Below are 26,378 nucleotides of genomic sequence, written 5' to 3'. Positions count from 1 at the left end.
TATGGCATCTAAACAATTCGTAGTAATCGGCCTGGGTAATACAGGCTACTTCCTGGCACGTCACCTGACCGCCCTTGGTCATGACGTGATGGTGGTGGACCCCAGTCCCGAAAAGATTCAAGATATTTCCAACCAGGTTGCCCAGGCAGTGGTTGCCGACGGCACCCGCAAGAAACAGCTCCAGTCCCTGCCCCTGGCTAAGGTGGACAGCGTGATCTGCTGTATCGGCGAAGACCTGCAGGCTTCTCTCCTGACAGTACTGAACCTGCGCGAACTGGGCGTGAAGCACATCATCGCTAAGTCCAGTAGCCCCGCACATACTACCATCCTGGAAAAGCTGGGCGTTGCAGACATCTTCCATCCGGAACGTGACATGGCGATCTCTCTGGCAGAAAGATTGAACCGCCCCAACATGCTGGACTACCTGCCTTTCATGGAAGGTTACTCCATCGTGGAACTGGCCTGTCCGGAAGCCTTCTGGAACAAGACTTTGAAGGACCTGAGCCTCACCCACAAGTACGGCATTCAGGTGATTGCCATCCGCGACCCGCTGGAACCTACGCCTAAGATCGGTAACATCGCAGACTATGTCCTTAAGGAAAACGATGTGCTGTTCGTCATCGGCTCCAACGAAGCGCTGGATAAGCTGAAAGCTTAAATCCACGGGTCGACAGCCCCGTCAGGAAAAAAACGGCGGGTTGGCAGCCCGCGGGACCTGCGATTGGGCATTTTGCAGTGCGATTTCAGGATTTTGTAGTGCGAATCTTCGGAAACACCGGGATTCGCACTATTTTTTCGGGGCAATTTCCAGCACTTTCCTGCAGCAGTAGGATGAATTCCCGCGAAAAGGCGTTTTTGCACTACAATTACCAGCGAGAAAACGCTCTCGTCGGGTAAAAGCTAGTGCAATTTCTAGCAATTACGGAAATTCATACTAGTGCCGGCCACCACAAGACCGCTTTTGTAGTATGAATTTCAAGAAAAATTGATTTTCGCACTAGCATTTCGCGATTTTGCGACTTTTTCGACCCGCCTTTCGCGACTTTTTCAGCCTGCGGCGATGTCCACCCGCGATTCCATCCCGCGAGGATGTTCTATCCGCGAGAACCCGCATTTTCGCGACAAACACCCCGCGGAACCCGCCAGCGGGGAACCTCCCGCGACGACTTCCACCCTCGGAAAACCGTATTCCGACGATATCCACCTGCAAAAACAGCCCGATGGCAGATGCCACCGGGCCTTGTTATTAGGAGAAAACGTCTTCCCTATGAATGAACCTGCGAGCTAGCGTCACCGCCACTCAGCTCCTTCGCTCCGGATTCCGCCACCGCAGCGGCAGACTCGACGGATGCAGCAGACTCGACGGAAGCGGCGGGCTCGGGTTTCTGCATACATTCAGCGCAGACACCACTCATATTCAGCTGGGTATGCTTCAGGCAGAAACCTCTTGGAAGCAAGTCCAGACAGTTGGGTGGCGGCGTCATGATGTCATATACCCGGCCACAGCAATCGCAATGGAAGTGACTGTGGGGAAGTCTCTGCGCGTCATAACGCAGGAAGCCTTCACCAAAGTCCAGCGCCGTCACGATACCGTTGGACCTCAAGAGTTCCAGCGTGTTGTAGACCGTAGTCCTTGACATGCCGGGATTATCCTGAAGGAGCGCCTGGTAAATGGTATCCACCGTAGGATGAGTCTTGACGCCCCGCAGGTAACGGAGCACACTGACCCTCTGTACGGAGGGGCGAATCTTATGCCTCGTAAGGATTGCTGCGGAATCTTTCATGACTTACCTCAAACGGATCTCATTACTTGTTGAAGTAGCGGTTCAGGAGACCTTCGAATGCGCCACCGTGACGAGCTTCGTCCTTGCACATTTCGTGGACGGTGTCGTGGATAGCATCATAGTTCAGTTCCTTAGCGCGCTTGGCGAGAGCGAGCTTGCCTTCAGTTGCGCCTGCTTCTGCGGCAACGCGGAGCTGGAGGTTCATCTTGGTGTCAGCGTGAACCACTTCGCCCAGGAGTTCTGCAAACTTTGCAGCATGTTCAGCTTCTTCGAAAGCGATACGCTTGTAAGCTTCTGCAACTTCGGGATAGCCTTCGCGATCAGCCTGACGGCTCATGGCAAGGTACATACCCACTTCGCAGCATTCGCCGTTGAAGTTTTCGCGGAGACCCTGAACCACTTCCGGATCCAGACCCTTGGCGATGCCCACCTTGTGTTCGTCAGCGAAAACAGTCTTCACGACCTTTGCGCCGTTGGATGCAGCTGCTGCAGCGGATTCACCTTCGCATACGAATGCAGCCTTCTTAGCCTTGCAGAGGGGGCATTCATCGGGAGCTTCTTCACCCATGTGGATGTAACCGCAGACCTTGCACTTCCAAACCTTCATATTATGTCTCCTTCGGCCTTCGCCGAGATTTGCGCAACGTCTATTGCCATAAAACCATCGCGCGGGTTATTTTTGTGAAGCCGGCACTATCTCAACCGGCTCTTTCCTTTGTAACTATTACAAATTTATAATCATTACAACAAAAAGTCAATAGGCAAATCAAAATTTTTTGAAAAAAAAAATCTGACCCCCAACCAAGGATCACGTCCCCATTAAACTAAATAGAAACTTCCCCCAATGACAAGAGTATTTTCCAGGGGAATAAAAAAAGCCGGACCTTGAAGCCCGACGACCCAGCTAGAATAACAAGCTAGCGTTTAACTTAAAATACTGGAGCGTTAGAAGCCTTCGCCTTGGCGGGAGCGGCACTCTTGACCTTTTCATTGCTCAGCAGGCGATGGGTCACGGTACCTACAGCGAAGTAGCGGCCTTCGATCTGGACCACAGCAGTATTGATATCCAGGGTAGAAACAGAGAGCCATTCCAGATAGAAGTTGCGAACGCCTTCCTTCAGGTTGGATTCTTCGTCAATACGGGGATTGCTGTTGGGCTTACCGTACTTGAGGGTAAACTGGTCAGACATGTATTCTACAGCCTCGAAAGCCTTGCTCATACGGGAACGTTCCACACGACCGGTACGGATTTCGAAGGAACTGAACTTTTCGTTGCTGTTGAAAATGAAGTCAACCTGGACCGGCAGTTCGCCGAACTTGAAGATAGGAACGACAACACGTTCACCTTCCTTACCGGACTGGCCATAAGGCTGGTAGCCCATCTTCATGACTTCTTCGATAACAGTTTCACGGGAGGATCCGAAAGCGATACCAGCAAAATCCTGGGTATGTTCGGGCGCACGACGAGCGAACACCTCTGCAGACAGAAGCATCATTAAAACCATTATGATAAGGGTTGCTCTACGCACGGTATCTCCTAAAAACCAATGTAAAAGATAGTAAACTTTCTTTAAAGTGTTGCTGCTCACACCTCTTTTTTTTGTAAAAAGTGACTTTTATCTATATTTTGCCACATGTCTAGCACTTTTGGTAAGATTTTTTCCGTCACGACCTGGGGTGAATCCCATGGTGCAGGTGTTGGTTCCGTCCTGGACGGCTGCCCTGCTGGCCTCCCCCTCACCGAAGAAGACGTTCAGGCTGAACTGAACCGCCGTCGCCCTGGCCAGAACAAGCTGACCACTCCCCGCGACGAAAAGGACCAGGTAAAGATCCTTTCTGGCGTTTTTGAAGGAAAAACCACAGGTACCCCCATTTCTTTCGCGGTTTTCAACGAAGACCAGCGCAGTCATGACTACTCTGAAATCCAGAAGTGGTACCGTCCGGGACACGCAGACCTGTGCTACGACCTGAAGTACGGTTTTAGAGATTACCGTGGCGGTGGACGTAGTTCCGCCCGCGAAACCATCGGTCGCGTTGCCGCAGGCGCCGTGGCCAAGAAGCTCTTGAAGCAGGTGGCAGGCACCGAGATCATGGCCTGGGTGAACTCCATTGGCAATGTAGACTGCGGCCCCCTGAACTTGGACACCTTGACACTCTCCCAGATTGAAGCCTCCCCCGTCCGTTGCCCGGATCCGGAAGCCAGCGCCAAGATGGAACAGGTGGTGACTGACGCCCGCATGAACATGGACAGCGTGGGCGGCACCGTCTGCCTGCTGGTGAAGAACCCGCCCATCGCACTGGGCGAACCGGTGTTCGACCGTCTGGATGCTCTGCTGGCTCAGGCAATGCTTTCCATCCCCGCAAGCAAGGGCTTTGAAATCGGTAGCGGTTTTGCAGCAGCCCGCATGCACGGTAGCGAACATAACGACGAACTGTTCTTTGACGGCAACGCCTACCACACCAAGACCAACAACGCTGGCGGTTCTTTGGGTGGCATCAGCAATGGCGAGCCTATCTACTGCAAGGTGGCCTTCAAGCCTACAGCAACCATCAGCCAGGAACAGAAGACTGCTGGCCGCGGTGGCGAAAACGGCACCCTGGCAGCCCGCGGTAGACATGACCCCTGCGTGGCAGTGCGCGCTCCCGTGATCGTGGAAAGCATGGCTGCGTTGGTTCTTGCGGATCTATTCCTGCAGCAAAAACGAAATTTTCTTTAATCGTCCCGAAGGTCGCGGGATGAAACTTCTCGACGCCATTCGCAGAATAATCGCCGCCTATTATTGGGCGGCTTATTCGTTGCATCATGCTTTGTGCCTGAGGCCAGGGAGGGAGCTTAAGCGTTCCCGCCTGATTGTGGTGGGAAGTTTCAGAGCCGGCGGTGCGGGGAAGACGCCCTTCACCTTATGGCTGGCCCGACGTTTAACAGCCCAAGGGAAGCGGGTGGCGATCCTTTGCCATAAGGCTGCCTTCGATGAGATTCGCCTGTTCCAGCAGGAGCTGGCGGAACAAATCCAGACGGGAGCGGTCAACGTGGTGGGAACGGACAACCGCTACAGGACAGCCCGAGAGCTGGACCGAGCGGGCGAGCCCGACGGACTCCACGGGACGGGAACAGCGCCGGACTTCATTCTTTGCGATGACGGATTCGAGGACAGTCGCCTTCGGCCCCACGCCATTTTCCGGATGGACTGGGAGAAGGCGCCCACGGCAGTGGAGCAGCTGATTCCCGCAGGTAAGTTCCGAAGCCTCCTGCAGGACCACGCCCGGGACCTGAACAAGACCTTAGGGCTTCGCTGCTATGGAGTGAATCCCGACATCCTGTTCCACATCGACAGCATCTCCAACTGTAAGGGCGAGTTCCCGCAGTACAGACAAAATATCGCTATCTGCGGTTTAGGCGATCCAAAACGTTTTATTCGGGATTTGCAGCGGGCGGAACTGACCTTGACGAAACAGATTATCCGACCGGATCACGACAGGAATTTTGAAAAAATCACTCGATTAGCACTTCGTGACGACCCTCAATCAAACTTGATCCTCTCGCAGAAAGATGCACTTCGACTTTCCGAAGACCTGTTGCAAAACCCGAGGATTTTTATAGCCCGTCAGACGGTGCAAGTCAGTGACCCGGCCAGGGCTCAAATTCAGGAAGTTTTGGCAAAATAGAGCCTTTTGTTTATAATTCCGCCTCCATTTATTATATTTTTCATACGAGGATTGGAATTATGACGCTTACGAAAAGAATTTCGGAATTGCTTCAAGCGCTGAATAAGGGCATCCCAGAAAGGGAAGCCTGTTTTCAGCTGGGTTTCCTTGCCGCAGTGAGCGGCGAACCCTTCTACCTTTTCGGCAGATCAGGCTCCGGCAAGAACCTCTTGGCAGAACGTCTTGCCAGCGCATTTAAGAACGCAAAGATTTTGAAAGTGGGAACCCGCCAGCAGGCCTTCCCCAACAACCTGAGCACTTTTGACGTTATCATTTTCCAGAACTTCAATCCCACGGATGAAGAAACCAAGGAAAATGTCAAGATTGCCCTTTCGGATCGTGGAAACGCCCCGCTGATCATTACCAGCGACCAGCGTCCGGAAGTGACCTTGAACCGCGCCGACATCGCAGACCGCGTCACCTTGAGCATCCCCCTGCCGGAAAGTCTCTCTCCGGCGGCATTGTGCGAGTTGCTGCAGAACCAGAGCAAGCTGGAAGATTTCCGCGTGCCCATGGGTATCGCCATCTCTCCCGAAGAGATCAAGACCTGGACTGCAGAAATCAAGAAGGTGACCTTGTCTGCCGATACCTTGGGCATCATCGGCAAGATGGCAGAACTCTGCGACAAGGAAGGTATTTACGTTTCTATCCGCAAGTGGATCGCCCTGACCAACATGGTAAAGGCGGTTGCTTTCTTTAACGAAAGAACGGAAACCAAGTTTACGGATGCCTTGTTCCTGGGCACCGCCATCTGGGGCAAGAACAGCTCTAACGCCACCATCGGTACCAACTTTAACGACATCGTGAAGGCGCAGATCATGAAGGAGATTCCTGACCTGCTGAAGGATCCTTACGATGCTGTCGCCCTCTACAAGAATGTGCATCGTCTGTTCCACAGCAGTTGCAATCTTTACGAGACGAAGGTTTTCAACAACGAGCCCTGCCTTTCCTACCGCGTGACGATCGCCGGCGAACCTACCCCGCTGTACGTTCCCCTGCGCTACATGGAAACCGACGAAGACTTCAACCCCTTCAACGAATTCCGCAAGGTGGAAACCCGCGTTCGCTGCAACTATCACGGCACCTCCAGCTGCACCATCTCCATCGATGCGGCAGTGAAGGGTATTGGCCTACGCAGTTCCTTCAACACCACAACCCCAAGTAACAAGTTCGAAGACTTCGCTACTTTGCCCAGCTACATCCTGAAGGAAAACGATCCGGAAATCTACCAGCAGAAGCAAGTCCAGCTGGAAGAATGCAAGGTGGAAGCCAAGGCCCAGATGGAAAGGCAGACCAAGAACATGCTGGCCCTGAAGGAACTGTTCCTGGCAAACAAGCAGGCTCGTGAAGATCTGTTCTGCAACAAGGAATTGTTCGACCAGATTCAGAACGAGATTCGAGCCATCTTCGACAGTGCCATTGCAGTTGCAAGCAAGCTGAAGGAGACCCTGGAACTGTATCCGCCTGCAAAGGAAGCAAATAAGCCGGCTGAAGCAGCTGCTAAACCGGACGCGGCCAAGGCTGAAGCACCCGCTGCAAAGGCAGACGCCGCCAAGTAGGCTTCCAGATAAAAACTCTTTACGAGAAACGAGCCCTCCGGAATGGAAGGCTCGTTTTTTTGAATAGCGGATGCCGAGTTTCCTCGACAAGACTTTAGGTTAGAAACGTCCCACAGTAAGGCCTGCGTAGAAGCCGGGCCAGATACGGCCTTCGTGACCCTTTGCGGAAACATCTTCGTGATAGTCCCCTCTAGGCTTCAGCGGCAGACTGTCGCCAAAGCCTTCGGTCAAGAGGTTGAGAGAGAGACCTCCCGTAAGGCCAATACCGCGGATGATTTCCCAGGTGGAACCGAAGCGCAGGCGATGGTGGAACGAGGCGTCAGCATCCTCTGCAGGAGTACCATAGCCACCCACCACTTTATCGGCCACATTCAGGAACATGTATTCCAGTTCGAAATGGGAGCCATACTTGCCGAAGTGAGTTCCAATGCCAAGGCCGGATTCCCAGACGTCATCGTAGCGACCGAAGAGGTGGCCTTTCTCGAAGTTTCTGGAGGATTCCCAGCTGATGTAATAGTAGGCCGTACCCAAGTCCACCTTGTAGGCAGTGCCACCCATTTCATTAAAGGTACCTGTCAGAGACCACACGCCATTACCGACGATATTGATGAGGCCGATAGGAGTCTTCTCGCATTCAGCACAGATGTTGATGACACCCCACTGACGGCCCTCCGCCTTATGGGCATAGTTGATGGCCCCCACCTGAGGGCCAAACAGTCCACCAGTCACGTTAATTGCAGAGACCTGAACATTTGCACCGCCGGCTACGTTAATGGCGCTAATCTGAACAGGAGTGTAACCTGCATAGTTGATGGCGCCAATCTGGACGGCACTTAAGGTATCTGCAGCCACATTGATGTTTCCAATTTGAACACCTTCAGACTTTCTTGCGGCAATGTTAAAAGGAGCAACCTGTACACCATCAAAACTTCTTGCGTAGTTCAAGGTAGATCCAACCTGGGCGCCTTCCATATGATCCTTAGCCACGTTCACAACGCTGGAAACCTGAATGCCGTGCATTTCCTTCTTGGCCACGTTTGCAATAAGGCTCAACTGACTTCCAATCATGTAGTCATCGGCGATGGAAGCAAAGACACCGATCTGCAAGCCCTTCCGAGGTTCCTTCTCGTGATCCACAGCGTTGAAGGTAGTGCGGAAGCTTGCATTATGATCCAGAGAGTCCAAAGAACACATGACGGGATCGCCAGCGGCGCAAGTTCTTTCGGACTTGATTTCACCGCGAGCCACCGTCTTCTCGGCCTTTACATCCTTAAACTGTGCGAGGGCAACGTTTTCAATCTTGCCGTTGGACAGCGTGATGTTTGCGGCCTTGTGAGCGGCGGAACGTTCCAGATGAAGTTCGTAATTACCCGCGGGAAGACCCAGGGACATGTTACGGCCGGCAGCCTTGTAAAGTTCCGCCACCAGGGAGCCCTTTTCATCGCGGATGAAGAGGCGGCCTTCCAGATATTCGTCGAAGGTAACGCCTGCACCCATGCTGCGCAAGTCGGTCATGACCACGTCGCCGGTACCAGCCAGATTCATATCGCGGCTAGGATGCTGGGCGCCGCCCATGGTGCTCTGAGTCTTCTGGAGAGTTTCGTTGAAGGCAAACTGATAGGCTTCAGAAAGAGTGACCTTCCCGTCACCGCTCAAGTCGCCAGCCCCGCGAAGGCCGCTGACCAGAGAGTGGGTAAAGAAGGAGCCTTTCAGCTTGTCGCTTTCCTGGCTGGATTCATCCTGGGTGCTGCTGGTAATGAAGGCGTATCCCTTCATATCGCTGCTCTGGTCCATCATGAAGGCAGGTACTGCCACACCGCCCTTAGCGCGGGTAATGGCGCCGGAACCGCAAGCATCGATGACCGCAATCTTCACGTCTGCAGAAAGCGCATCCACACGCTTGCGGAACTCAGACCAGGCATAAACTTCATTGCCCAGGCGCAGGCCCTTTTCGTCTGCGTGACCGCTGTAGTAGACCAGGATTTCTTCACGACCGTTCTTACCCTTGTTTGCAGAGATGATCTTGTCCAGATCGTCCATGCGGGAGTTTAAAAAACTAACGCTTGGTTCCTGAATCAAAATCAAATTCTGTTGTTTAACACCGCCCATGTCCTTCAGCACGTTGGCGAAAGACTTCGCATCGCTTTCCGCATAGCGCAGCATGGGGCGACCCTTGCCGCCGTTGTTAGCACTGATGGCAATGACATAGCGATCGATGGTATTATTTTCTGCAGCGTGAGAGGCGCTTGCAAGGCCCAGAAGAGCCAGCAGGGAAAATCCGCAGAGCGTCATAAACGTGTTGATCGCATTCCTAAACATTATACTCCCCCATTCTTACGAAGCGTTACAGTAACAGCCTTGAGGCCGTCCTGTTTCAAGATTTCATCCAGCTTGCCGGCATATACGGCGAACTCCTTCGCGGAAGTCAGCAGGAAGAATTTTTCAAAGTGCGGTGCATCGTCCAGCTTATAGGCGTAAGGCAGAGACACCATCTTTCCCGGCTCCAGGGCAACGGCTTCGTTGTCATTACCCAGGTGCACTGTCAAAGCACCGTTACCATCCATACTGAAAATCATGCCGTAGCATTTTTCCGGAACGGAGTAGCGGAGCTGAATTTCATCCCCTTCGGAAGCGGTGGACATGTCATCCATCTGAACAATTCCGCTTTCAGACTTTTTCCACACTTCCATGCGGGCGTCCAAACCCTTGATGCGAGTGTCGGAATCTACAGTGGCCATGGCCACATCCACGCCCGCATTTTGTGTAGTCACGGATTCCTGAATGACGTCAGACTTGCCACCCACAAATACCGCAGAGAAAATGCCCAGGGCAATTACCACCGCAGCCGCAATCTTCAGGATGTTGAAGCGGGCCACCGTCGCATGAATATCTGCGGTGCTTACGCCAGCATCACCATTCGCAGCATCCAGCTTGTCCAAGTCAAGAGCCAGATTCTCAAAGGGGTTCTCTGCCAGAATCTTTTCGTTCTGTTCCTTCAGGCTTGCCACGCGGGCTGCAAAAATTTCGTCGGATGCTTCACGTTCCTGAAGTTCCTTCATTTCTTTTTCGGGCAAAGCACCAATCAGGTACTGCTCCATCTTGTAGTCCGATACGGGACCAAAATTCTTGGAATTCATTACTTTACCTCCAGATTCTTGACCTTCTCCTGCAAAGTGCGGAGACGTTTACGGACACCGCTAACGGAAAGTCCAACAGCTTCTGCCGTTTCTTCTAAAGTCATGCCGTCGACGAAATGCAAAACGGCCATGGTGCGGGTGGATTCCGGCTCCTTGGCGAAAATCTTCGTGAGGATTCCGGCGGCTGCATAGGCATCCTGCTCGTCGTCGGCTACAGCAATCTGCAACAGCATTTCGCTGCAGTCCACATGGAGGCCGCGGCGTTTCTTGTCGCGAATACGATTCAGGCAAAGCCTGGTAGCCGTATTCCACAGAAGGCTGGACGGAGACGAAAGATCCAGGGTGTTCCGGTTGGTATAAATCCGTAAAAAGACGTTCTGCATCATATCGCTGGCTTCGGCTTCATCCTTCAGGAGAGCGAGGCAGCGACGCATCACCATGGGTGCGAAGGTCTCGTAAACCTTGGAAAAAGCCATTCTGTCTGCAATATCTTGCCTATTCATACCTGTAAAACACCACAGGGAAGTAAAAGTGTTACCCCAAATGTAGTTTTTTTGATTTTATATTTGTGCCCGTGAAAATGGGCATCAAGACATCTTCGGGTTCCTTGGCGGTGTGGCATCTTTTTGCCATTATCACCATTTTGTTCTGGGGCACAAGCTTCGTGAGCACCAAGGTGCTGATCAACCACGGTTTTTCCGCGGTGCAGATTTTCACCATCCGCTTCGCGGCAACTTATTTGATGCTGCTGGTAGTAGGGTTACGAAATATTCGCTTCCGCTCCAACAGCTGGAAAGATGAACTATTCTTCCTGCTAGGCGGCGTCACCGGCTGCACCATCTACTTCTGGTCGGAAAACACCGCCCTCACCATTTCACAGAGCAGCAACGTTTCCCTGATCGTATGCACCAACCCCCTGTTGATCATGCTGGTGGGCGTATTCCTCTTTAAGCGGGAGCAGTTGTGCAAACGACAAATCGCAGGTTCCTTCATCACCTTCCTTGGAATGATCCTGGTGGTCCTTAACGGGAAATTCGTGCTGAAACTCTCCCCCGTAGGCGACATGCTGGCCTTCGGCGCAGCCATTGCCTGGACCGTCTATTCCTACTCCACGGAATCGGTTCGGAGCAAGTATTCCACCCTATTCGCCATCCGAAAAATTTTCTTCTATGGATTTTTGACATCCCTTCCCATTTTCGCATTGGACTACTTCGGCCTTGGAACCGAAGGGAATTTCGTCGCACATCCTATTCCATGGGACGCCTTCAAGGAACCGGTGGTCATAGGCAACTTTTTATGCCTCTGCATTTTCAGCAACCTGTTTGGTTACCTGATCTGGAATAAAGTAATGGAAAGGTTGGGAACAGTTCTTGCTTCCAACTACATTTTCGCCCTCCCTCTCATTACCATCATTACGGCAGCCATCACCATCGGGGAACACATTTCCTCCGTAGCCATTGCAGGTGCCGCCGCCATTGTGACTGGCATGATCATGGCGGAATACAAGAAACGATAAACCGCGGGCTATGGCGCGGTCACCAAAACCTATTCCAACGAAGCTGCAGTACTCCTGTACAAGAAGCTGGGATTTGAGCCCCTGGAATATTGCCAATGGACTCTGGACCGTTAAGAAATTCGCACTAGAACCAGAATCCTATGGAGCCGTTGGCTGTCAAGAAGAAGTCATCAAAATCCAGACTGTTCAACACTGTTACGCCTAGGGACACTTTCCAGTGCTCGTTAAGCCACAGGGACGCACCGGCATACTGGCTAAGCACCCACGGATAGATTACAGGTATTCCAAATTCCGCAGAAATTCCGTCCTCATCCTTTATGTCAAAAAATTCCTGGAGATGCGGTTTATACAGATATGGAGAGTATGATAGGGCAAAGTTCTTCACAAAGTATGAGGCAAAAACTCCAAGGCCTGCCCGCCAGAAGGCCCCGTCATCTGTCTCGAAATGCCGTTCCTTGGTCCGTTCGGAACACCGTTCTTCCTTTGAATAAACGTACAGACATTCGTAATAGTCAACCGTCACGTCTCCAATTCCAAAAACTCCCAGTCCCAAGTCTACATAGCCGCCAAATTCAAAGGATTCCTTGTTGGCCCCGAAAATAAAGCGACCATAGGGCTCAGGATCAACCCCCGCAGAAAAACCATAGAACTCAGATGACTTTTTGGTAAGGCGCGTATAGCTTGCAGATAGAGGAAAACGATTTCTTTTATACTTGAAACTCTTGACTTTCGTTTCTTTTATAACGGTGAAATCATTATCGGAACCGCCGTACAAAGGGTCGTAATCGCTGAGTTTAAGTTCCGAATTCTTGACTCCGCTCACCTTCATCTCGGCAGACGTGGTATAATCAAAGCCAACGGAAAAACTGTTGATAGTGGAATTTTCAGGAATGGCCTTTCCTACACCGGCAAAATTCTCCGGCACCCCGATTTCAAAAGAGCCCTTGTTAACGATACCTTGTCTATAAACGGGAGTACCACACCCTACCAGCAGAACAATGAACAACATTGCCAAGGCTATATTGCAAATACGAAATTTCATGAGGACCTCTTTTGAAATATAAACAAAATCTCCCGCGATTGTACGTCGCGGGAGTTTTTTGCTCAGAGCTGGTTTCTTGATGCATCAGCACCCTTGAATCAATATTCTAAAATATGTCGGTTTGCCGTTTATCGCCAAGTCCCGGTCATCATCTCCTTTGCGAAATTTGATGATTTTGAATTGGTCTGGATTGAATCTGTGCAAGAATGTAATGGGAACCCCCATAATTCCCTTATAATCCATAGGAATATCCTGGGTTTTATTTACATTAATCGCGTTATAATTGTCAAAACGAGGATAGGCACTTTCGTTTCCACAATATTCCTTGGTCAAAGGAATAAATTCATGTCTTTGGGCATTGTCTAGATTCGTGAGCCACATACAATTGTTCGGAGATATAATTCTTTCTCCAGCCTCATTTATCTTAGTCTCTAGGCCATAAAGCTCATAATGATCGGGAACGATAAATCCCGAAATGCCTCGTCCCATATTCACACCCATCCAAACTTTATTTTCCTTGATGAGCGCAAAAACCTCCTTATAAGTAATCGCATTTATATTACTTATTATCAGAAATTTCTTGTTGAATTCATCTAGCTGAGAGACAAATTCTCTAAATAACGAAAAAGGAGGATTCGTAACAACAATGTCCGCTTTTTTCAGCAGTTCAATACTTTCCTTACTGCGAAAATCGCCATCGCCCTTGAAGAAAGATACATCCTTCTTAGCTGGATATTTTTTTTCTTTGCCAGTATATTCGTAGTAGAACGCAGACTCTGTTTTAGAAAATAAGTCTGGTTCATTCTTTTTGTAGCATGCGCAAATTAGCCTTTTCAAGCCAAGTTCTTCAAAATGCTCCACAAAGTATTTGTAGAAATTGCTGACTTTTACATCATCACAGTTACAGAAAACAGTTTTGTTCTTAAAATGTTTTTTGTAATATTGCAACTCTCTTTCGATATCCGAAAGCTGCGTATAAAACTCATCCTTTTTTTGTACCTTGGCATTATCTAAAAGGGAATGATTTACTTTACGAACCATACGAGCACCCTATTACGATTTTGTCAGTTGTTTGAACAAGTCTCTTCCTAGCATTTGCAAGGACGTTTTCGCAACATCCAGCATAACCTTAATCATATCCTTGATACTCCAGCGTTTTCCGTCTCCCTGGGTATAAAGAGATGCTGCATGGAGCATTACACAAGAATCGTCAACTTGGATAACCTTGTTCTTACATAGATTCTTGTTTATCGGCATACCATAGTTTGACGCCGTTAGGCGATCAATTCTATTGATAGCACCTGAATTACAAGCCAAAGTAACCATTCTCCCATCAGGCCTTTCAACCACAACATCTTTTGTCAAAAAATTGGAACCCTCCAAGAAAAGGACATAGGGGAAATAGGATTCCTTTAACATAAAATTTGCTATTTCTGAAATGTTTTTATGGGCTCGCTCGATGGCGTTCCCTGCATTCATTATATCCTGATCATTTTTTTTGCCAACCAACTTTCCTTGCTTGATATTTTCAATATCCTTACCCTGGCGTTTAGCCTCAGAAACTAAAACTATACGCCAGTTACCATTATCATCCTTAACCTCAATTATTCCACCATCCGGCTTGATACTTGAATCTTCAACAAAAAGAGTCTGTCCTAATTCAGGGTCAATTTGAGCTAGGGATTCATTTATTTCTTTCTTGGAAACGCTTTTCCTGTATCTAAAGACCAACTGCGGATAATCTTTTTCTAGAAGATCCTTGGCCAGAACGGAGAGGTCGGACACGTCCATGTCATGATACTTTGCCTCGTCCCCAAAAATACCCTTCGCTCCTTTGGATTCCTTATGCTGGCTAGTCAAACGTTTTGATTGATTCTTTTTTGCCATAGATTCGCCTTTTTCATAAATATACATTTTGTTTTTGACAGTAAAATGACAAAAAAAACAAGGCCTACTTTTTTGCAGGTCTTGTTCTTTATTTGATTTACAAATTACGAGATAAGGCTAGGCGGCTCCGCCGCGTTTTTTCTGGATTTTTTTCGCGGGAGAAGGCCGCCCTCACACCTGTTACACCTGTGCCAAAGCCTGTTCCAAATCGGCGATGATATCGTCAATGTTTTCGATACCTACGCTGAAGCGGATCAGGTCAGGAGCAACGCCTGCTTCGATGAGCTGTTCATCGGTGAGCTGGCGGTGAGTGTGGCTAGCCGGATGGAGCACGCAGCTACGGGCGTCGGCCACATGGGTCACGATGCAAACCAGCTTCAGGGCATCCATGAACTGGATGGACTTATCGCGGCCACCCTTGATACCGAAGGTGAGCACGCCACAGGGCAGGCCGCCCTTGAACTGCTTCTGGGCCAGAGCGTAGGAAGCGTTGTCTTCGAGACCGGCGTAGTCCACCCAGGCAACCTTCGGGTGGTTCTTCAGCCACTTGGCGGCGGCCAGAGCGTTTTCGCAATGACGGGGCATGCGGAGGAACAGAGTTTCCAGGCCAACATTCAGGAGGAATGCGTTCTGCGGGCTCTGAATGGAACCCAGGTCGCGCATGAGCTGCACAGTAGCCTTGGTGATGTAGCAGAGCTTGCCGAAAGCCTGAGTGTAACGAAGACCATGGTAAGAGGGATCCGGTTCGGTGAGGCCCTTGAACTTGTCGTGATGGGCTTCCCAGTCAAAGTTACCGCTGTCAACCACAGCGCCACCCACAGCCATGGCATGACCGTCCATGTACTTGGTGGTAGAGTGGGTCACGATATCCACACCGAATTCAAAAGGACGGCAAAGAATCGGGGTGGGGAAAGTGTTGTCCACGATCATGGGCACGCCATGCTTATGGGCGATATTGGAAAAGCGTTCCAGGTCAAGAATCTTGCCGGCGGGGTTTGCAACAGTTTCGCCGAAGACGCACTTGGTGTTGGGACGGAAAGCCTTCTCGATTTCTTCATCGGAAGCGTCCTGGTCGATAAAGGTGCATTCGATGCCCAGCTTCTTCATGGTAACGCTGAAGAGGTTGCTGGTACCGCCATAGATTGCGGAAGTGGAAATGAAGTGGTCGCCAGCTTCGCAGATGTTGAATACTGCGTAGAAATTTGCAGCCTGACCGGAGGAAGTAAGCATGGCACCTACGCCACCTTCCAGCTGGGCGATCTTGCTAGCAACAGCGTCGTTGGTGGGGTTCTGCAGGCGGGTGTAGAAGTAGCCGGATTCCTTCAGGTCGAACAGGTCTGCCATCTGGGCGGAAGTGTCGTACTTGAAAGTGGTGCTCTGGTAGATGGGGAGCACGCGGGGTTCGCCCTTCTTGGGGGTCCAACCAGCCTGAACGCACAAAGTTTCGAGATTTGCCATTTTTGTTTCCTCTTATTTAAACCGTTAGATCCCCGGTCAAGCCGGGGATGACATTCTTTGCGACCATGTCGCGGATTTAACAGCTTAAATATAGTTAGTTCCTATAGCTAGCACAATAAATTACTGAATTATACTCCCTGCGGAATATAAAAGAGACTCTTGCTAGGGGTAAAATTTATCGTTAGTAATAGTTTAAAGTTATTACTAACTACGGCGGCGATCCACTTGGGTGTTCTTGGCGTAATAGGCCTTCTTATCCTCGTACATGCGGGAATCGATTTCGTTCAGAAATTCATCCACGGAGATGGCGTCAAGATTCAGTTTGCAAAAGCCCATGGATACGGACAACTTGTAGGAAGCGCCGGAGTTTTTATTGAATTCCTGGAATCCATCGCGAATGTTGGACATGCAGGTAGAAATGTCAATGTCATCCTGGCTGTTGATCATGATGATGAATTCATCCCCCGCATAGCGAATCACGATGCCCAGGTCTTCAACACCACGGCGGAAAATCTCTGCCGCCGAAATCAGGGCCTGGTCACCGACGGAATGACCTTGGGTATCATTGATGGCCTTGAAGCCATTCAGGTCAAGCATAATGCCGGTCATGTTCAAGCGCTTTCTCACCACCTTCTTCAGGATGGAATCTAGATAGGCGCGGTTGTAAAGACCTGTTAGAGAATCCCTGTAGATTCGTTCTGTAAACTGGCGAGAACGCCGGCCAAGGCAACTGCCAAGCAGGCGGAATTCACGGACACGCCATAAACAAGAGACTGGATGGTGCCTCCTGCCGTAAGGGGAATGATGTAAACCCAGAGGGGAAAGAACTTTAGATTGCCACCGCGGATACGGGCCTTCACGTAAAGAATGATGGTATCCGTAAAGAGGGTGTAATTGCCAACAGCATACACGAAGAACAGGGCGCGACGTTCATAGACGTTCGCTTCCGTCATCTCAAATACGATGGGATGGAACAAGTTGATCAAAAGCAGAATTCCCGCAACGGACTGGGCGAAAATCAGGAGGCCCCGCTGGAACTTGGGGACGCCGCCATTCAGGTGATAGCAGAAGAACACCACCCAGCTAACAGCCGCCGCAATCTGGCCAAAGTAAATCCAGGAATTTCCGGCGTAAAGAAAAATCCGCAGGAAGGTTCCAGAGGCACCGTCAAAGGCGTAAGTCAAAGGGTCCATCAGGCAGTTGATGAACGTGAAGAGCATAGCGCACTTCAAGGCCTTGTTTTCTGCAGTGCTATCACGGAAACGCCAGAAGTTTCCAGACAGCAAAACCAGCAGCAACAAAATGCCCAACAGGTTGGACACGACAATGCAGGTCAGATTAAAGGAGGCGATATTTTCCATACGTCCAAGACTTCGAGATTCCGTTAAGGCCTTTCCAGGAATTCCTTCAAGGCGGACAGATTACGTTCACCATCACGAAGGCCCATCTTGTACAGTTCCACCAGCTTATTGGTGTCCTTTTCCAGACGGGAAATCTGGAAGGGCTCGCTGGGGCGGAACACGAAGGACTTGCCGGCGGCTTCATACTCTTTCAGCCTGGCGGTAGCTTCGTTATAACGGATATGTCGGGTGGCCGCAGCCTCCACGAACTTGGGATACTTGCGGTAGACAATCTTGAACAGCGGAATCATGGGGTTGGGCTTTTTCACATAGCCATCCTGTTGCGTCAAGATGACCACCTGCTTTTTAAAGCCCTGGCGTTCCATAAACTGAAAGGGAATGCTATCGGCAACGCCTCCATCCAGAAGTTTCTTCCCGCGGAGTTCGACGATCTTACTCATGAGGGGAAGCGAGGCCGACGCACGTACACACTCCAGGCCATCGCCCGTGTCCACTTCCTGCGTCAAGAGGTACTCGCCCTCGCCGGTTTCGACGTTGGTGGCCACGCAATAGAAGGGAGAAATCTTGGCGTTCTCCTCGAACTTGGCGTAGTCAAAAGGATCCAGTTCCCGAGGGATAGTGACGTAGCAGAATTCCCGAGGGAAGAAGTCTCCCGTTTTTAGCAACCACTTGAAGCCGCGATAGCGGGGATCCTTCGAGTGGATTGTGTCAATCCGGAGATTGCGTTCACGCTGTTCCGAAAGGAAACTGCAAATGTGGGTAGCGCCTGCAGAAGTCCCGGCGTAACCGCCAAACTTGAGGCCCGCATCGTGAAGTGCATCCAAAACACCGCCGGAATAGGCACCACGCATGCCGCCACCTTCCAGGACTAACGCAATGTCCTTATACACAGCCGCTCTCCAGCCAGACGTAATCCTTCGGGTGGTCCACGAACTTCTCGGGATTCAGCTTGTGCTTGGCGAAAAATTCTTCACGAGTCATCCAGACGAAATCATCTACTTCGCCGGGCTGGGGCACCAGGGAATTGGCCTCTTCATCAGACAGGACAATCTTGTAGGTGTCATAATACTCGTTGTCCAGATAGGCGCCGCCGTTCAACACGCTCTCATGTCCGGACTCGAAAAGATATTCCAGATCTTCGGGACGCTTGGTGACGCCCAGCTCTTCCCGCAGTTCACGGACAGCAGCGTTACGGCTTGTATCGCCGGCGGAAATGTGGCCAGCGCAGCTCGTATCCAGAAGCCCCGGGTTGTTTTCCTTGACCTTCGCACGCAACTGGAACAGAATGCGTCCAGCCTTATCGAAAGCCCAGATATGAACGGTTCTGTGCCACAGGCCCTTTGCGTGAACCTCAGTGCGACCGCGGGCGTAACCTGCAAAAGTTCCGTCCGGATTCAAGACATCAATTTGCTCTTCCATCCAGAATATCCTTCAGCACCTTCAAGAAGTTGCTGTACTGCTGAATCAGTTCATTATGATTCTTGGTCACAAACTCGTAACGACCTTCCTTGCAGGCAAATTCCATAGACTTTGCCAAGCTGGATAAGTCCACTGCACCGATCGTCAGGGAGGTGCTCTTCAGGGCGTGAACCATGACGCGATAGTTTTCAAAGTCACCTTTTTCCATGGCGTCGTTCAAGGGATCAATCTTCACGTCATTGCAGAATTCCTGCAGCATTTCCTCATAGAAATCTTCATCGTTCATGCAATAGCCAAGACCAATAGAAATATCAGCAAAGCCAGATGCGCCCAAAGCCTTTAAGCGGCTGGAGCCCACCCCGTTTGAACTAGAGGCGGTTTCAGGCGCTTTCGGAGTATCCAGCACCTGCGTACGAATTACATCCCTCTGGTTCGTAACGGCACTGGTAATCGGTTTCACCGCAGCGTGCGACACTTCATGATCGTCCAGCATTTCGTCTTCCGTCTTCTGGGGAGGAGCGGCTCGTTCTACCAGGCTCACGGGCAAATACTTCAAAAGCATTGCCAACAGGGATTCCTCACGGACAGGCTTGGTCAAGTAATCCGTAAAGCCTTCCTTCAGGTAAGTATCCTTCGCACCTACGATTGCATTTGCGGTCAACATGACCACAGGTGTTTTCACGTTGGGATTTTCAGACAAAGCCTTCATCACGGCAAGAGTTTCAATGCCATCCATGACAGGCATCATGTGGTCCAGGAAAATCACATCGTAACGAGTACGCTTGATCTTTTCCAGAGCTTCCATACCATTGTCCGCGGTATCAATCTTGATTTCAGTTTCCTTCAGGAGACCAATCATCACGCGCAAATTCATGGGCACATCGTCCACCACCAGGATATGGGCGGAAGGTGCATGGAATCGGTTGACAGGTTCCGTAGAGATATCCACAGATTCCTTATAGCGAGAGCCGAAGTCGCCAATGGGAATTTCCTTCTTGACCTTCTGGGGAATGACTACGGTAAACGTGGAGCCCACGCCGTACTCGCTTTCCACCGTAATGGAACCATCCATCAACTCCACCAGATGCTTTGTCAAGTTCAGGCCCAGGCCCGTGCCTTCCACGCTGCGATTCTTTTCCATATCCAGTCGCTGGAAGCTATTGAAGAGTTTTCCCTTATCCTCTTCACGAATACCCATGCCAGTATCCTTAACGGAAATCACCAGGTTAATCAAACTCTGATCGGAAACCGCCGTAGGGCCCTGACCACCGATTCTCTGGAAATCCATACTGAATACAATGCCACCCTGGCCGGTGTACTTCACCGCATTGGAAAGCAAATTGTTAATCACCTGACGGATACGAACTTCATCGCCAAAGAGTGCTGCAGGAATCGTGGGGTCCACCTTCATTTCCAACTTCAGGGATTTATCCCTAGCACGCATGGCCACCATGTTGTAGCTATCATTCAGGATAGAGAACAAGTTGTATTCCACCGGCACGATTTCCATCTTACCAGACTCGATCTTGGAAATGTCCAGCACGTCGTTAATGAGGGACAGCAAGGTATTGCCAGCACTCTGGATATTCTGTGCATATTCCTTGAGTTGCGGGTCCTTACATTCCTTCAGGAGCATGGTATCCATACCGAGAATGCCGTTAATGGGCGTACGGATTTCATGACTCATGTTGGCAAGGAACTGGCTCTTTGCTGTACTAGCCTTTTCTGCCAGGTACTTGGCATGGCGCAGTTCATCGCTTTCCTTGGCCTTGCGTTCAGACACGAAGATGTATCCAAAACCAATGATGAAAAGAATCAGAAGCAAGCCAAACACCCATATGATGAGGGCGGTAATATTCTCTACCCCTTGGGCAGCCACATCTTCGGGAACCATGCCCACTAAAGAAAGGCCCGGCAGCTCCAAGTCTGCCATAAAGAAGAAGTAAGCCTTGCCTTCGACATTTTCACGAACAGCGGCCGCCACGGAAATGTTCAGCAAGTTCTTTAACTTTCCGCGAATCTCAGAGAAGTTATCCCCCTGCCAAACAGGATTTTCGGCCAGTTCCTTATTGTCGGAACCAATCACCACTTCACTGTATTCATCGCGAATAGAAGTATAGCAGCGACCTCCATAGCAGTCGGAACTAAAATGCTTTTGCGCATTGACTTCATCATAGAGCTTATAAAGAACGTAACGCACGTTGCGTTTACGATAAATAGGCGTACTGAGCAGGAAGCCCTTGCCCTTGCAATAACTGGCTGCAGGATTACCACGGAAGGATCGTGTAATTCCGGAGAAGTCCTTGGAGGTCACCTGGACTGCAGTATCGCCGCTCACCAACTTTCCGTCCAAAGCCAGAATACCAAAGGAGACGCCTTCTTCCTTACCCATGTAAGCATCCAGAACCTTGGTTACATAGGCATTGTCCCTTTCCACCTCATAAGAAATTCCATTGAGGGATTTCAACTGGACAGAAATCTTCTCGTTGACCAGATTCGCCATGGTCGTGGCCTGGGCGCTTACCTGGCTGGAAACGTAATCTACAAAGAGGGCTCGCAGCTTATCCTGAAGTAAGAAGCCCACGGAGCACAGGATGGCTGTAAAGAAAGCCATCCAGACAAACAGTTTATTTCTGCTACTACTTTTCATAGATTGTCACTCCATCTACGAACCAGCTCATATCATCCCTCAGAATCAAGTCACTGATGACTTCATTCTTGTCACAACGCTTCTTGTGGCGATTGTCATAGATGGGACCTGCAAAGACGTCCATCCCGTTCTTCAAGGATTCCAGAATTTCTTCCACCACCTTCCTGGAAGAATCGCTTACCGCACTGGAATAGAACTGAATTTCAATAGCATCCTTATCCGCACCCACCCAATAGTTATTCACGCTATGCTTTTTCTGCAGGAAGTCCTGAACAATTTCCTTATAGACCTTGGCCCAGTTCGTCACCGTGGAGGCAAGAACATTAGGAGAATAGGGAGAAGTCTTCAGGCTATAAGCCACAGACATAACGCCCAAGGCTTCGGATTCTTCAAGAACATTCAAACGATTCTGCTGGTAACCTAAAACATCTACACCAGCACCCTTTACCAGCTTGTCGACGTTTTCACGTTCCACGACGCCATCATCCCAGGAATTGGTCCATGCCACATAAACCTTGGCCTTGGGATTCACTCGGCGGGCACCTAAAGTGAAGGCGTTGATTCCGCGATTGACTTCACTATTGTTCATAGCAGCAACGTAACCCAACTTATCCGTCTTGGTATTCAATCCAGCAATCACCCCCGCCAGATAGCGAGCCTGGTAGGCGCGGGAAGAATAAGCGACGAAATTGGGAATATCCAATTCACCGGAAATGCCATAGAAGGAGATATCCTGATGGACTCTCATATCTTCTTCAATCTCTGCGGGAAAGTTGAAACTGCCCAGAATAATCATCTTGGCACCAGCGGCAATCAAGCGCTTTGTGGCAGCAGCAATCTGGCCGGAGCCTTCCTTCACGTTTTCCTCGACGAGGAGTTCAACGCCCAGTTCATCAGAAACCGACTTGACACTCTTGTAATGGTCCCCATTCCAGCCTTCTTCCGTAATGGCGCCCGGCAGAATCAAACCAATCACATTGTTTTCGACTTCTTCTTTCTTTCCCTCAAAGCCATTCACCATATTGAAAATGACCACCAGCAAGGCAACCATTACAACAGCAACAGCGAATTTAATTCTCTTACTCATTTACAACACCCTTCACATACCAATCAAAATGGTTCAGCATGTCTTCATCCGTCATGCTTTCTCCAGCCTCAACGCGAACGTTTCCTTCCGTGTCATAGACCGGACCATAGAATACATCAAAAACACCATCGGCAATTTTCTGCTTTTCCGATTCCACCATGGCCTTCACAGAGCTAGGCACAGAAGCGGTCATGGGAGAAAGCTCAATCATGCCAGACTCAGCACCCAGCCAATACGAACGGCTTGTGAACTTATTCTGGAGTACTTCCAGAAGGCGGGGCTCGTAGAAATTTTCCCAACGCCAAACAGGCGCCGTCAAGAAACGCTTAGGATAGCGTTCCTGATTATCCAAGTTGTAACCGATAATCCAGACGTCCCTCTTTTCCGCAATTTCATATGGGGCAAGGGCATCCGTATGCACGGTCAACACGTCCACATCATGGTTGTTCAACAGCTTGTTGGTTGCTTCCGTCGCAGTAGAATCGCTGACCCAGGAATGAGTCCAGCTGACAAAAACCTTAGCCTCGGGATTCACTTTCTGAACCCCCATGGCAAAGGCGTTAATACCGCGATTCACCTCAGAGATGGGGAAAGCGGCCACATAGCCAACTTCGTTGGTTTTGGTCATCATGCCAGCCACCAGGCCAGACAGGTAACGCATCTGATAAATTCGTCCAAAGTAGGTTGACAAATTATGGGCGGTCTGGATACCAGTTGCATGGAAGAACTTTACTTCCGGATGCCTAGCGGCCACATTCAGTTCCTGTTCGCCATAGCCAAAGGAATTGCAGATAACCACCTTGGCACCCTTGGCAATTTCCGCTTCTATAATGGGCTCCAATTCCGGACCGAAGGGCGCGTGTTCAAGATAGGCAACTTCCAGGTTCAAGGACTTGGCCACCTTCTCCATGGCTTCCACATGAGATTCGCCCCAGCTATGGTCATTGCGGTCACCATTCATGATTACCGCCACTCGGGTCTTCTGCAAGGTCACATCCGTTTCCTTCTTATTCACCTGAATATAGAAGATGCCGATTACAATAGCGATTACAATCGCAAGCGTAATTAAAGCAAACTGTTTCATTAAGCCCCCATCACCTTTTTAATATTCGAGACCAGAGATTCGTAATCCTTCATGACGCGCTGGTGATTTTCCTTGACAAAGTCAAAGTCGCTGTCCTTGCAGGCGAACTCCAGAGACTTGGCGTCCTTGGATAGTTCCTCGGCGCCAATGGTCAGGGAAGTACTCTTCAACGCATGAACCAGAATCTGGTAATTCTTCCAGTCATCCTTCTGGAAGGCACTTTCAATTTCCGGAAGTTTAAAGCCGTCCGTATATTCCTGGAGCATTTCCTTGTAGAATTCTTCGTCGTTGGCGCAATACAAAACGCCCATTCTGACATTGATGAACTTGCCCAGTTCCGTCAGGGGATCCACTGCAGTTTCCACCGGAGCTGTTGCGGGCTCCACCGGAGCCTCAACGGATTCCTGAGCCGGAGTTTCTTGAGCAACCGGAATAACAGGCGTTTCAACGGCGGGTTCCGTAACCTTCTCGATTTTCCCAGCAGGCTTGGAAGCGCTTGGAATTTTTCCATCCACCCCGACCAAATCGTCTGCAGTCAGGATCAATCCTTCCGGCAGGTAGCGCTTGAGCATACGGAGCAAGTCCCATTCCTTCACCGGCTTGGAGAGGTAATCCACAAAGCCAGACTTCAGGTAAGATTCCTTTGCACCCACAATGGCGTTGGCGGTCAGCATGACCACAGGAGTTTTCCTGTTGGGCGTATCCAGAACCTTCATACGTTCATAGGTTTCTAGACCGTCCATCACAGGCATCATGTGATCCAGGAAGATAATATCGTAACGCTTTTCCTTCACCAGTTCCAAACACTGGGCGCCATTCATTGCGGTGTCAATCTTTACCTTGGTATCCTTCAGAAGGCCGCGGAATACCTTCAGGTTCAAGGCCACGTCATCCACCACCAACACGCGGGCGTTAGGTGCAAACAAGGTTTCTGTAGGCAGGTTGCTGGTTGTTGCAGCCTGCTTGTACTTGCTGGCAAAATCACCCATGGGTTCCATGTTCAGCACCAGCTGCGGGATGGACACAATAAAGGTGGAACCTTCCCCGTAATGGCTTCGAACAGAAATGTCACCGCCATTCATCAGAACCAGCTGCTTCGTCAAATTCAAGCCCAGGCCAGTACCTTCGATATTGCGATTCTTCTTCTGGTCCACTCGCTGGAAGGCGCCGAAGATGGCGTCCATATCCTCGGGATGAATGCCAATGCCAGAATCCTTCACGACGATTTTCAGCATGACAGAATTTTCCACCTTCAGGGGATCTCTGTTCGGGATGGAATCATAGCCGACGGACAGGCTGATTTCGCCAAACTCCGTATACTTCACGGCGTTGGAAAGCAGGTTGTTAATAATCTGGCGGATACGAACTTCATCGCCCCACAAGCCGGAGGGAATATCCGGATCGCATTCCACCGTGAATCGCAGGTTCTTTGCGGTTGCCTTGGGAGAGTTAATGTTAAAGCAGTCCGACAGAACATTGAACAAGTCGTATTCCGTAGGAGTCAAGGTCATCTTGCCGGATTCAATTTTGGAAATATCCAGAATGTCGTTAATAATGGACAGAAGGGTCTGACCCGCGCTCTGGATGTTAGAAGCATATTCCTTCAGGCTCTCGTCGTGGACTTCCTTCAACACGATTGCATTCATGCCCAGGATTCCGTTAATCGGTGTACGGATTTCATGGCTCATGTTGGCAAGGAAGATGGACTTTGCACGATTGGAACGGAGGGTCTTGATACGGTTAATGAAGCTGTTCGTACAGAAGATACCGATCACGATAAACAGCAATACGGACACCATGATATTGCGGACAAGAATCCAGCGAGCACGTTCAAAGAGGACCGTCTCGTCAGAAAGTTTCACCACGCGCCAGTTATCAAACACAATGTCGGAGAAGACCATATAGTTCTTCCCCTTGAAGGAAAACTCAAAGTCATCCCCGTTGGCCAGGAGCACCTTACGGGCAAGTTCCTCATGAGGCGTTCCCCAGAATTCTGCATTCAGGAAATTCTTACCGCGTAAGGAATCGTTGGAGTGTCCCACCACAAGACCGTTTACATCAATAACCATCCAGTCGCCATCGCTTCCATTGCGGACTCTGCCCAAAGTTTCAAAAACTTCGCTCATGTCAATATCGATGGAAAGAACGCTCTGGCGGTCAGACAGGCGCTTGGACAGGGAAACCGCATACTTGTGGGTACGAGTATCATCGTAAGGAGAAACAAGGGCAATGCCACCGCGAGACTTGAACGCTTCCTGATACCAGGGACGCTTATAGGGATTGTAACCCTCGGGCGGAACCCAGCCCAAGCCATCCATGTATTCGCCCTTGATAAAGCCATACAGGCCGGAGAACAAGGAGTCCGTTCCCTCGATGTAGCTTTGGGATACATAGTAAAGAAGGGACTTGATAGATTCCTGAGAAGATTCCTGCTTCAGCTCATATTCCATGAGGATGGCAGCAACGTCCAGCAGTTCCTTCTTCTTCAGGAGGAAATTATTCAGGGCAACGCCATCCTTCTGGATGGAGTTCTGACCGATGCGAACAGCGTCTTCCTTCGCCAGTCTCGAAAAAGAGTTGAATGTAAACCAGGTAACAGAAGCAAGGCATACCACCGTCACCACTAGGATGGCCAGGTATTGAAACCAAAAACGTCTTTCGCTGTTATTCTTTTCCTTCTTCATATGCA

General features: G+C 50.2%; 23 protein-coding genes. 5 read left to right on the top strand and 18 right to left on the bottom strand.

What is annotated here, in order from left to right:
- Nucleotide 1: 1 nt before the first annotated feature.
- Complete coding sequence (locus tag BUB59_RS06980) at nt 2-658, top strand: potassium channel family protein (protein WP_073227629.1); 657 nt, start codon at nt 2-4, stop codon at nt 656-658.
- A gap of 607 nt (nt 659-1,265) precedes the next feature.
- Here BUB59_RS06980 and BUB59_RS06975 read toward each other — a convergent pair.
- The 3 genes from BUB59_RS06975 to BUB59_RS06965 form a co-directional block, all read right to left on the bottom strand.
- Nucleotides 1,266-1,784: a Fur family transcriptional regulator gene (locus BUB59_RS06975; protein WP_073227626.1), complete on the bottom strand. Its 519-nt coding sequence runs from the start codon at nt 1,782-1,784 to the stop codon at nt 1,266-1,268.
- Between the two features lie 22 nt (nt 1,785-1,806).
- Nucleotides 1,807-2,391: an NADH peroxidase gene (locus BUB59_RS06970; protein ID WP_073227622.1), complete on the bottom strand. Its 585-nt coding sequence runs from the start codon at nt 2,389-2,391 to the stop codon at nt 1,807-1,809.
- A 322-nt stretch (nt 2,392-2,713) separates the two neighbouring features.
- A complete protein-coding gene (locus tag BUB59_RS06965) occupies nt 2,714-3,280 on the bottom strand; it encodes a hypothetical protein (protein ID WP_234979983.1) in 567 nt (188 codons plus the stop codon).
- A 138-nt stretch (nt 3,281-3,418) separates the two neighbouring features.
- Between BUB59_RS06965 and aroC the strand changes: the two genes are divergently transcribed.
- From aroC to BUB59_RS06950, 3 genes are read left to right on the top strand one after another with little or no spacing between them, the layout of a single operon-like run.
- The gene (gene aroC / locus BUB59_RS06960; RefSeq protein WP_073227615.1) at nt 3,419-4,501 is read left to right on the top strand and encodes a chorismate synthase; all 1,083 of its coding nucleotides are present in this window, start codon (nt 3,419-3,421) and stop codon (nt 4,499-4,501) included.
- A gap of 19 nt (nt 4,502-4,520) precedes the next feature.
- Nucleotides 4,521-5,450, top strand: coding sequence for a tetraacyldisaccharide 4'-kinase (locus BUB59_RS06955; RefSeq protein ID WP_073227612.1), 930 nt, complete (start codon nt 4,521-4,523; stop codon nt 5,448-5,450).
- A 59-nt stretch (nt 5,451-5,509) separates the two neighbouring features.
- Nucleotides 5,510-7,048: a hypothetical protein gene (locus BUB59_RS06950; RefSeq protein ID WP_073227608.1), complete on the top strand. Its 1,539-nt coding sequence runs from the start codon at nt 5,510-5,512 to the stop codon at nt 7,046-7,048.
- Between the two features lie 99 nt (nt 7,049-7,147).
- On the opposite strand, the gene BUB59_RS06945 is transcribed toward BUB59_RS06950, so the two are convergent.
- Genes BUB59_RS06945 through BUB59_RS06935 form a run of 3 tightly spaced genes read right to left on the bottom strand, consistent with a single transcriptional unit; the run spans nt 7,148 to nt 10,688 of the window.
- Complete coding sequence (locus BUB59_RS06945; RefSeq protein WP_143160264.1) at nt 7,148-9,367, bottom strand: caspase family protein; 2,220 nt, start codon at nt 9,365-9,367, stop codon at nt 7,148-7,150.
- On the bottom strand, nt 9,367-10,185 hold the full coding sequence (locus BUB59_RS06940) for a hypothetical protein (protein ID WP_073227601.1): 819 nt from the start codon (nt 10,183-10,185) through the stop codon (nt 9,367-9,369). The genes BUB59_RS06945 and BUB59_RS06940 overlap by 1 nt, the downstream gene beginning before the upstream one ends.
- Nucleotides 10,185-10,688 carry an RNA polymerase sigma factor gene (locus BUB59_RS06935; protein WP_073227597.1) on the bottom strand — a complete coding sequence of 168 codons (504 nt, stop codon included), beginning with the start codon at nt 10,686-10,688 and terminating at the stop codon, nt 10,185-10,187. Before BUB59_RS06935 ends, BUB59_RS06940 begins: the two co-directional genes overlap by 1 nt.
- A 77-nt stretch (nt 10,689-10,765) precedes the next feature.
- Here BUB59_RS06935 and BUB59_RS06930 point away from each other — a divergent pair, with 77 nt between their 5' ends.
- On the top strand, nt 10,766-11,701 hold the full coding sequence (locus BUB59_RS06930; protein ID WP_073227594.1) for a DMT family transporter: 936 nt from the start codon (nt 10,766-10,768) through the stop codon (nt 11,699-11,701).
- A 124-nt stretch (nt 11,702-11,825) separates the two neighbouring features.
- Here BUB59_RS06930 and BUB59_RS06925 read toward each other — a convergent pair whose 3' ends face one another.
- From BUB59_RS06925 to BUB59_RS06875, 12 genes are all read right to left on the bottom strand, one after another.
- Nucleotides 11,826-12,743 (bottom strand): hypothetical protein, encoded by a 918-nt coding sequence (locus BUB59_RS06925; protein ID WP_073227591.1) that lies wholly within the window; start codon nt 12,741-12,743, stop codon nt 11,826-11,828.
- Nucleotides 12,744-12,827: 84 nt separating this feature from the next.
- Entirely contained in the window at nt 12,828-13,784 is a 957-nt protein-coding gene (locus BUB59_RS06920) for an adenine-specific methyltransferase EcoRI family protein (RefSeq protein WP_073227588.1), read from the bottom strand.
- A 12-nt stretch (nt 13,785-13,796) separates the two neighbouring features.
- A complete protein-coding gene (locus tag BUB59_RS06915) occupies nt 13,797-14,630 on the bottom strand; it encodes an EcoRI family type II restriction endonuclease (RefSeq protein ID WP_073227751.1) in 834 nt (277 codons plus the stop codon).
- A 180-nt stretch (nt 14,631-14,810) separates the two neighbouring features.
- Complete coding sequence (locus BUB59_RS06910; RefSeq protein WP_073227585.1) at nt 14,811-16,088, bottom strand: O-acetylhomoserine aminocarboxypropyltransferase/cysteine synthase family protein; 1,278 nt, start codon at nt 16,086-16,088, stop codon at nt 14,811-14,813.
- A gap of 204 nt (nt 16,089-16,292) precedes the next feature.
- Nucleotides 16,293-16,727, bottom strand: a complete 435-nt coding sequence (locus BUB59_RS14980) for a GGDEF domain-containing protein (protein ID WP_234979986.1) — start codon at nt 16,725-16,727, stop codon at nt 16,293-16,295.
- Nucleotides 16,728-16,762: 35 nt separating this feature from the next.
- Nucleotides 16,763-17,449: a hypothetical protein gene (locus BUB59_RS15615; protein ID WP_234979982.1), complete on the bottom strand. Its 687-nt coding sequence runs from the start codon at nt 17,447-17,449 to the stop codon at nt 16,763-16,765.
- A gap of 23 nt (nt 17,450-17,472) precedes the next feature.
- Entirely contained in the window at nt 17,473-18,339 is an 867-nt protein-coding gene (locus BUB59_RS06900; RefSeq protein WP_234979981.1) for a patatin-like phospholipase family protein, read from the bottom strand.
- Nucleotides 18,332-18,868, bottom strand: a complete 537-nt coding sequence (locus BUB59_RS06895) for an NUDIX hydrolase (protein ID WP_073227582.1) — start codon at nt 18,866-18,868, stop codon at nt 18,332-18,334. Before BUB59_RS06895 ends, BUB59_RS06900 begins: the two co-directional genes overlap by 8 nt.
- Complete coding sequence (locus BUB59_RS06890; protein WP_083540216.1) at nt 18,852-21,518, bottom strand: response regulator; 2,667 nt, start codon at nt 21,516-21,518, stop codon at nt 18,852-18,854. The genes BUB59_RS06895 and BUB59_RS06890 overlap by 17 nt, the downstream gene beginning before the upstream one ends.
- On the bottom strand, nt 21,508-22,605 hold the full coding sequence (locus BUB59_RS06885; RefSeq protein ID WP_073227575.1) for a BMP family ABC transporter substrate-binding protein: 1,098 nt from the start codon (nt 22,603-22,605) through the stop codon (nt 21,508-21,510). The genes BUB59_RS06890 and BUB59_RS06885 overlap by 11 nt, the downstream gene beginning before the upstream one ends.
- The gene (locus BUB59_RS06880) at nt 22,598-23,689 is read right to left on the bottom strand and encodes a BMP family ABC transporter substrate-binding protein (protein WP_073227572.1); all 1,092 of its coding nucleotides are present in this window, start codon (nt 23,687-23,689) and stop codon (nt 22,598-22,600) included. Before BUB59_RS06880 ends, BUB59_RS06885 begins: the two co-directional genes overlap by 8 nt.
- Nucleotides 23,689-26,373: a response regulator gene (locus BUB59_RS06875; RefSeq protein WP_073227568.1), complete on the bottom strand. Its 2,685-nt coding sequence runs from the start codon at nt 26,371-26,373 to the stop codon at nt 23,689-23,691. The genes BUB59_RS06880 and BUB59_RS06875 overlap by 1 nt, the downstream gene beginning before the upstream one ends.
- Nucleotides 26,374-26,378 lie beyond the last annotated feature (5 nt).

This window comes from Fibrobacter sp. UWEL (genome assembly GCF_900142535.1).
GTDB lineage: Bacteria > Fibrobacterota > Fibrobacteria > Fibrobacterales > Fibrobacteraceae > Fibrobacter.
This window is presented reverse-complemented; position numbering and strand designations above follow the sequence as displayed.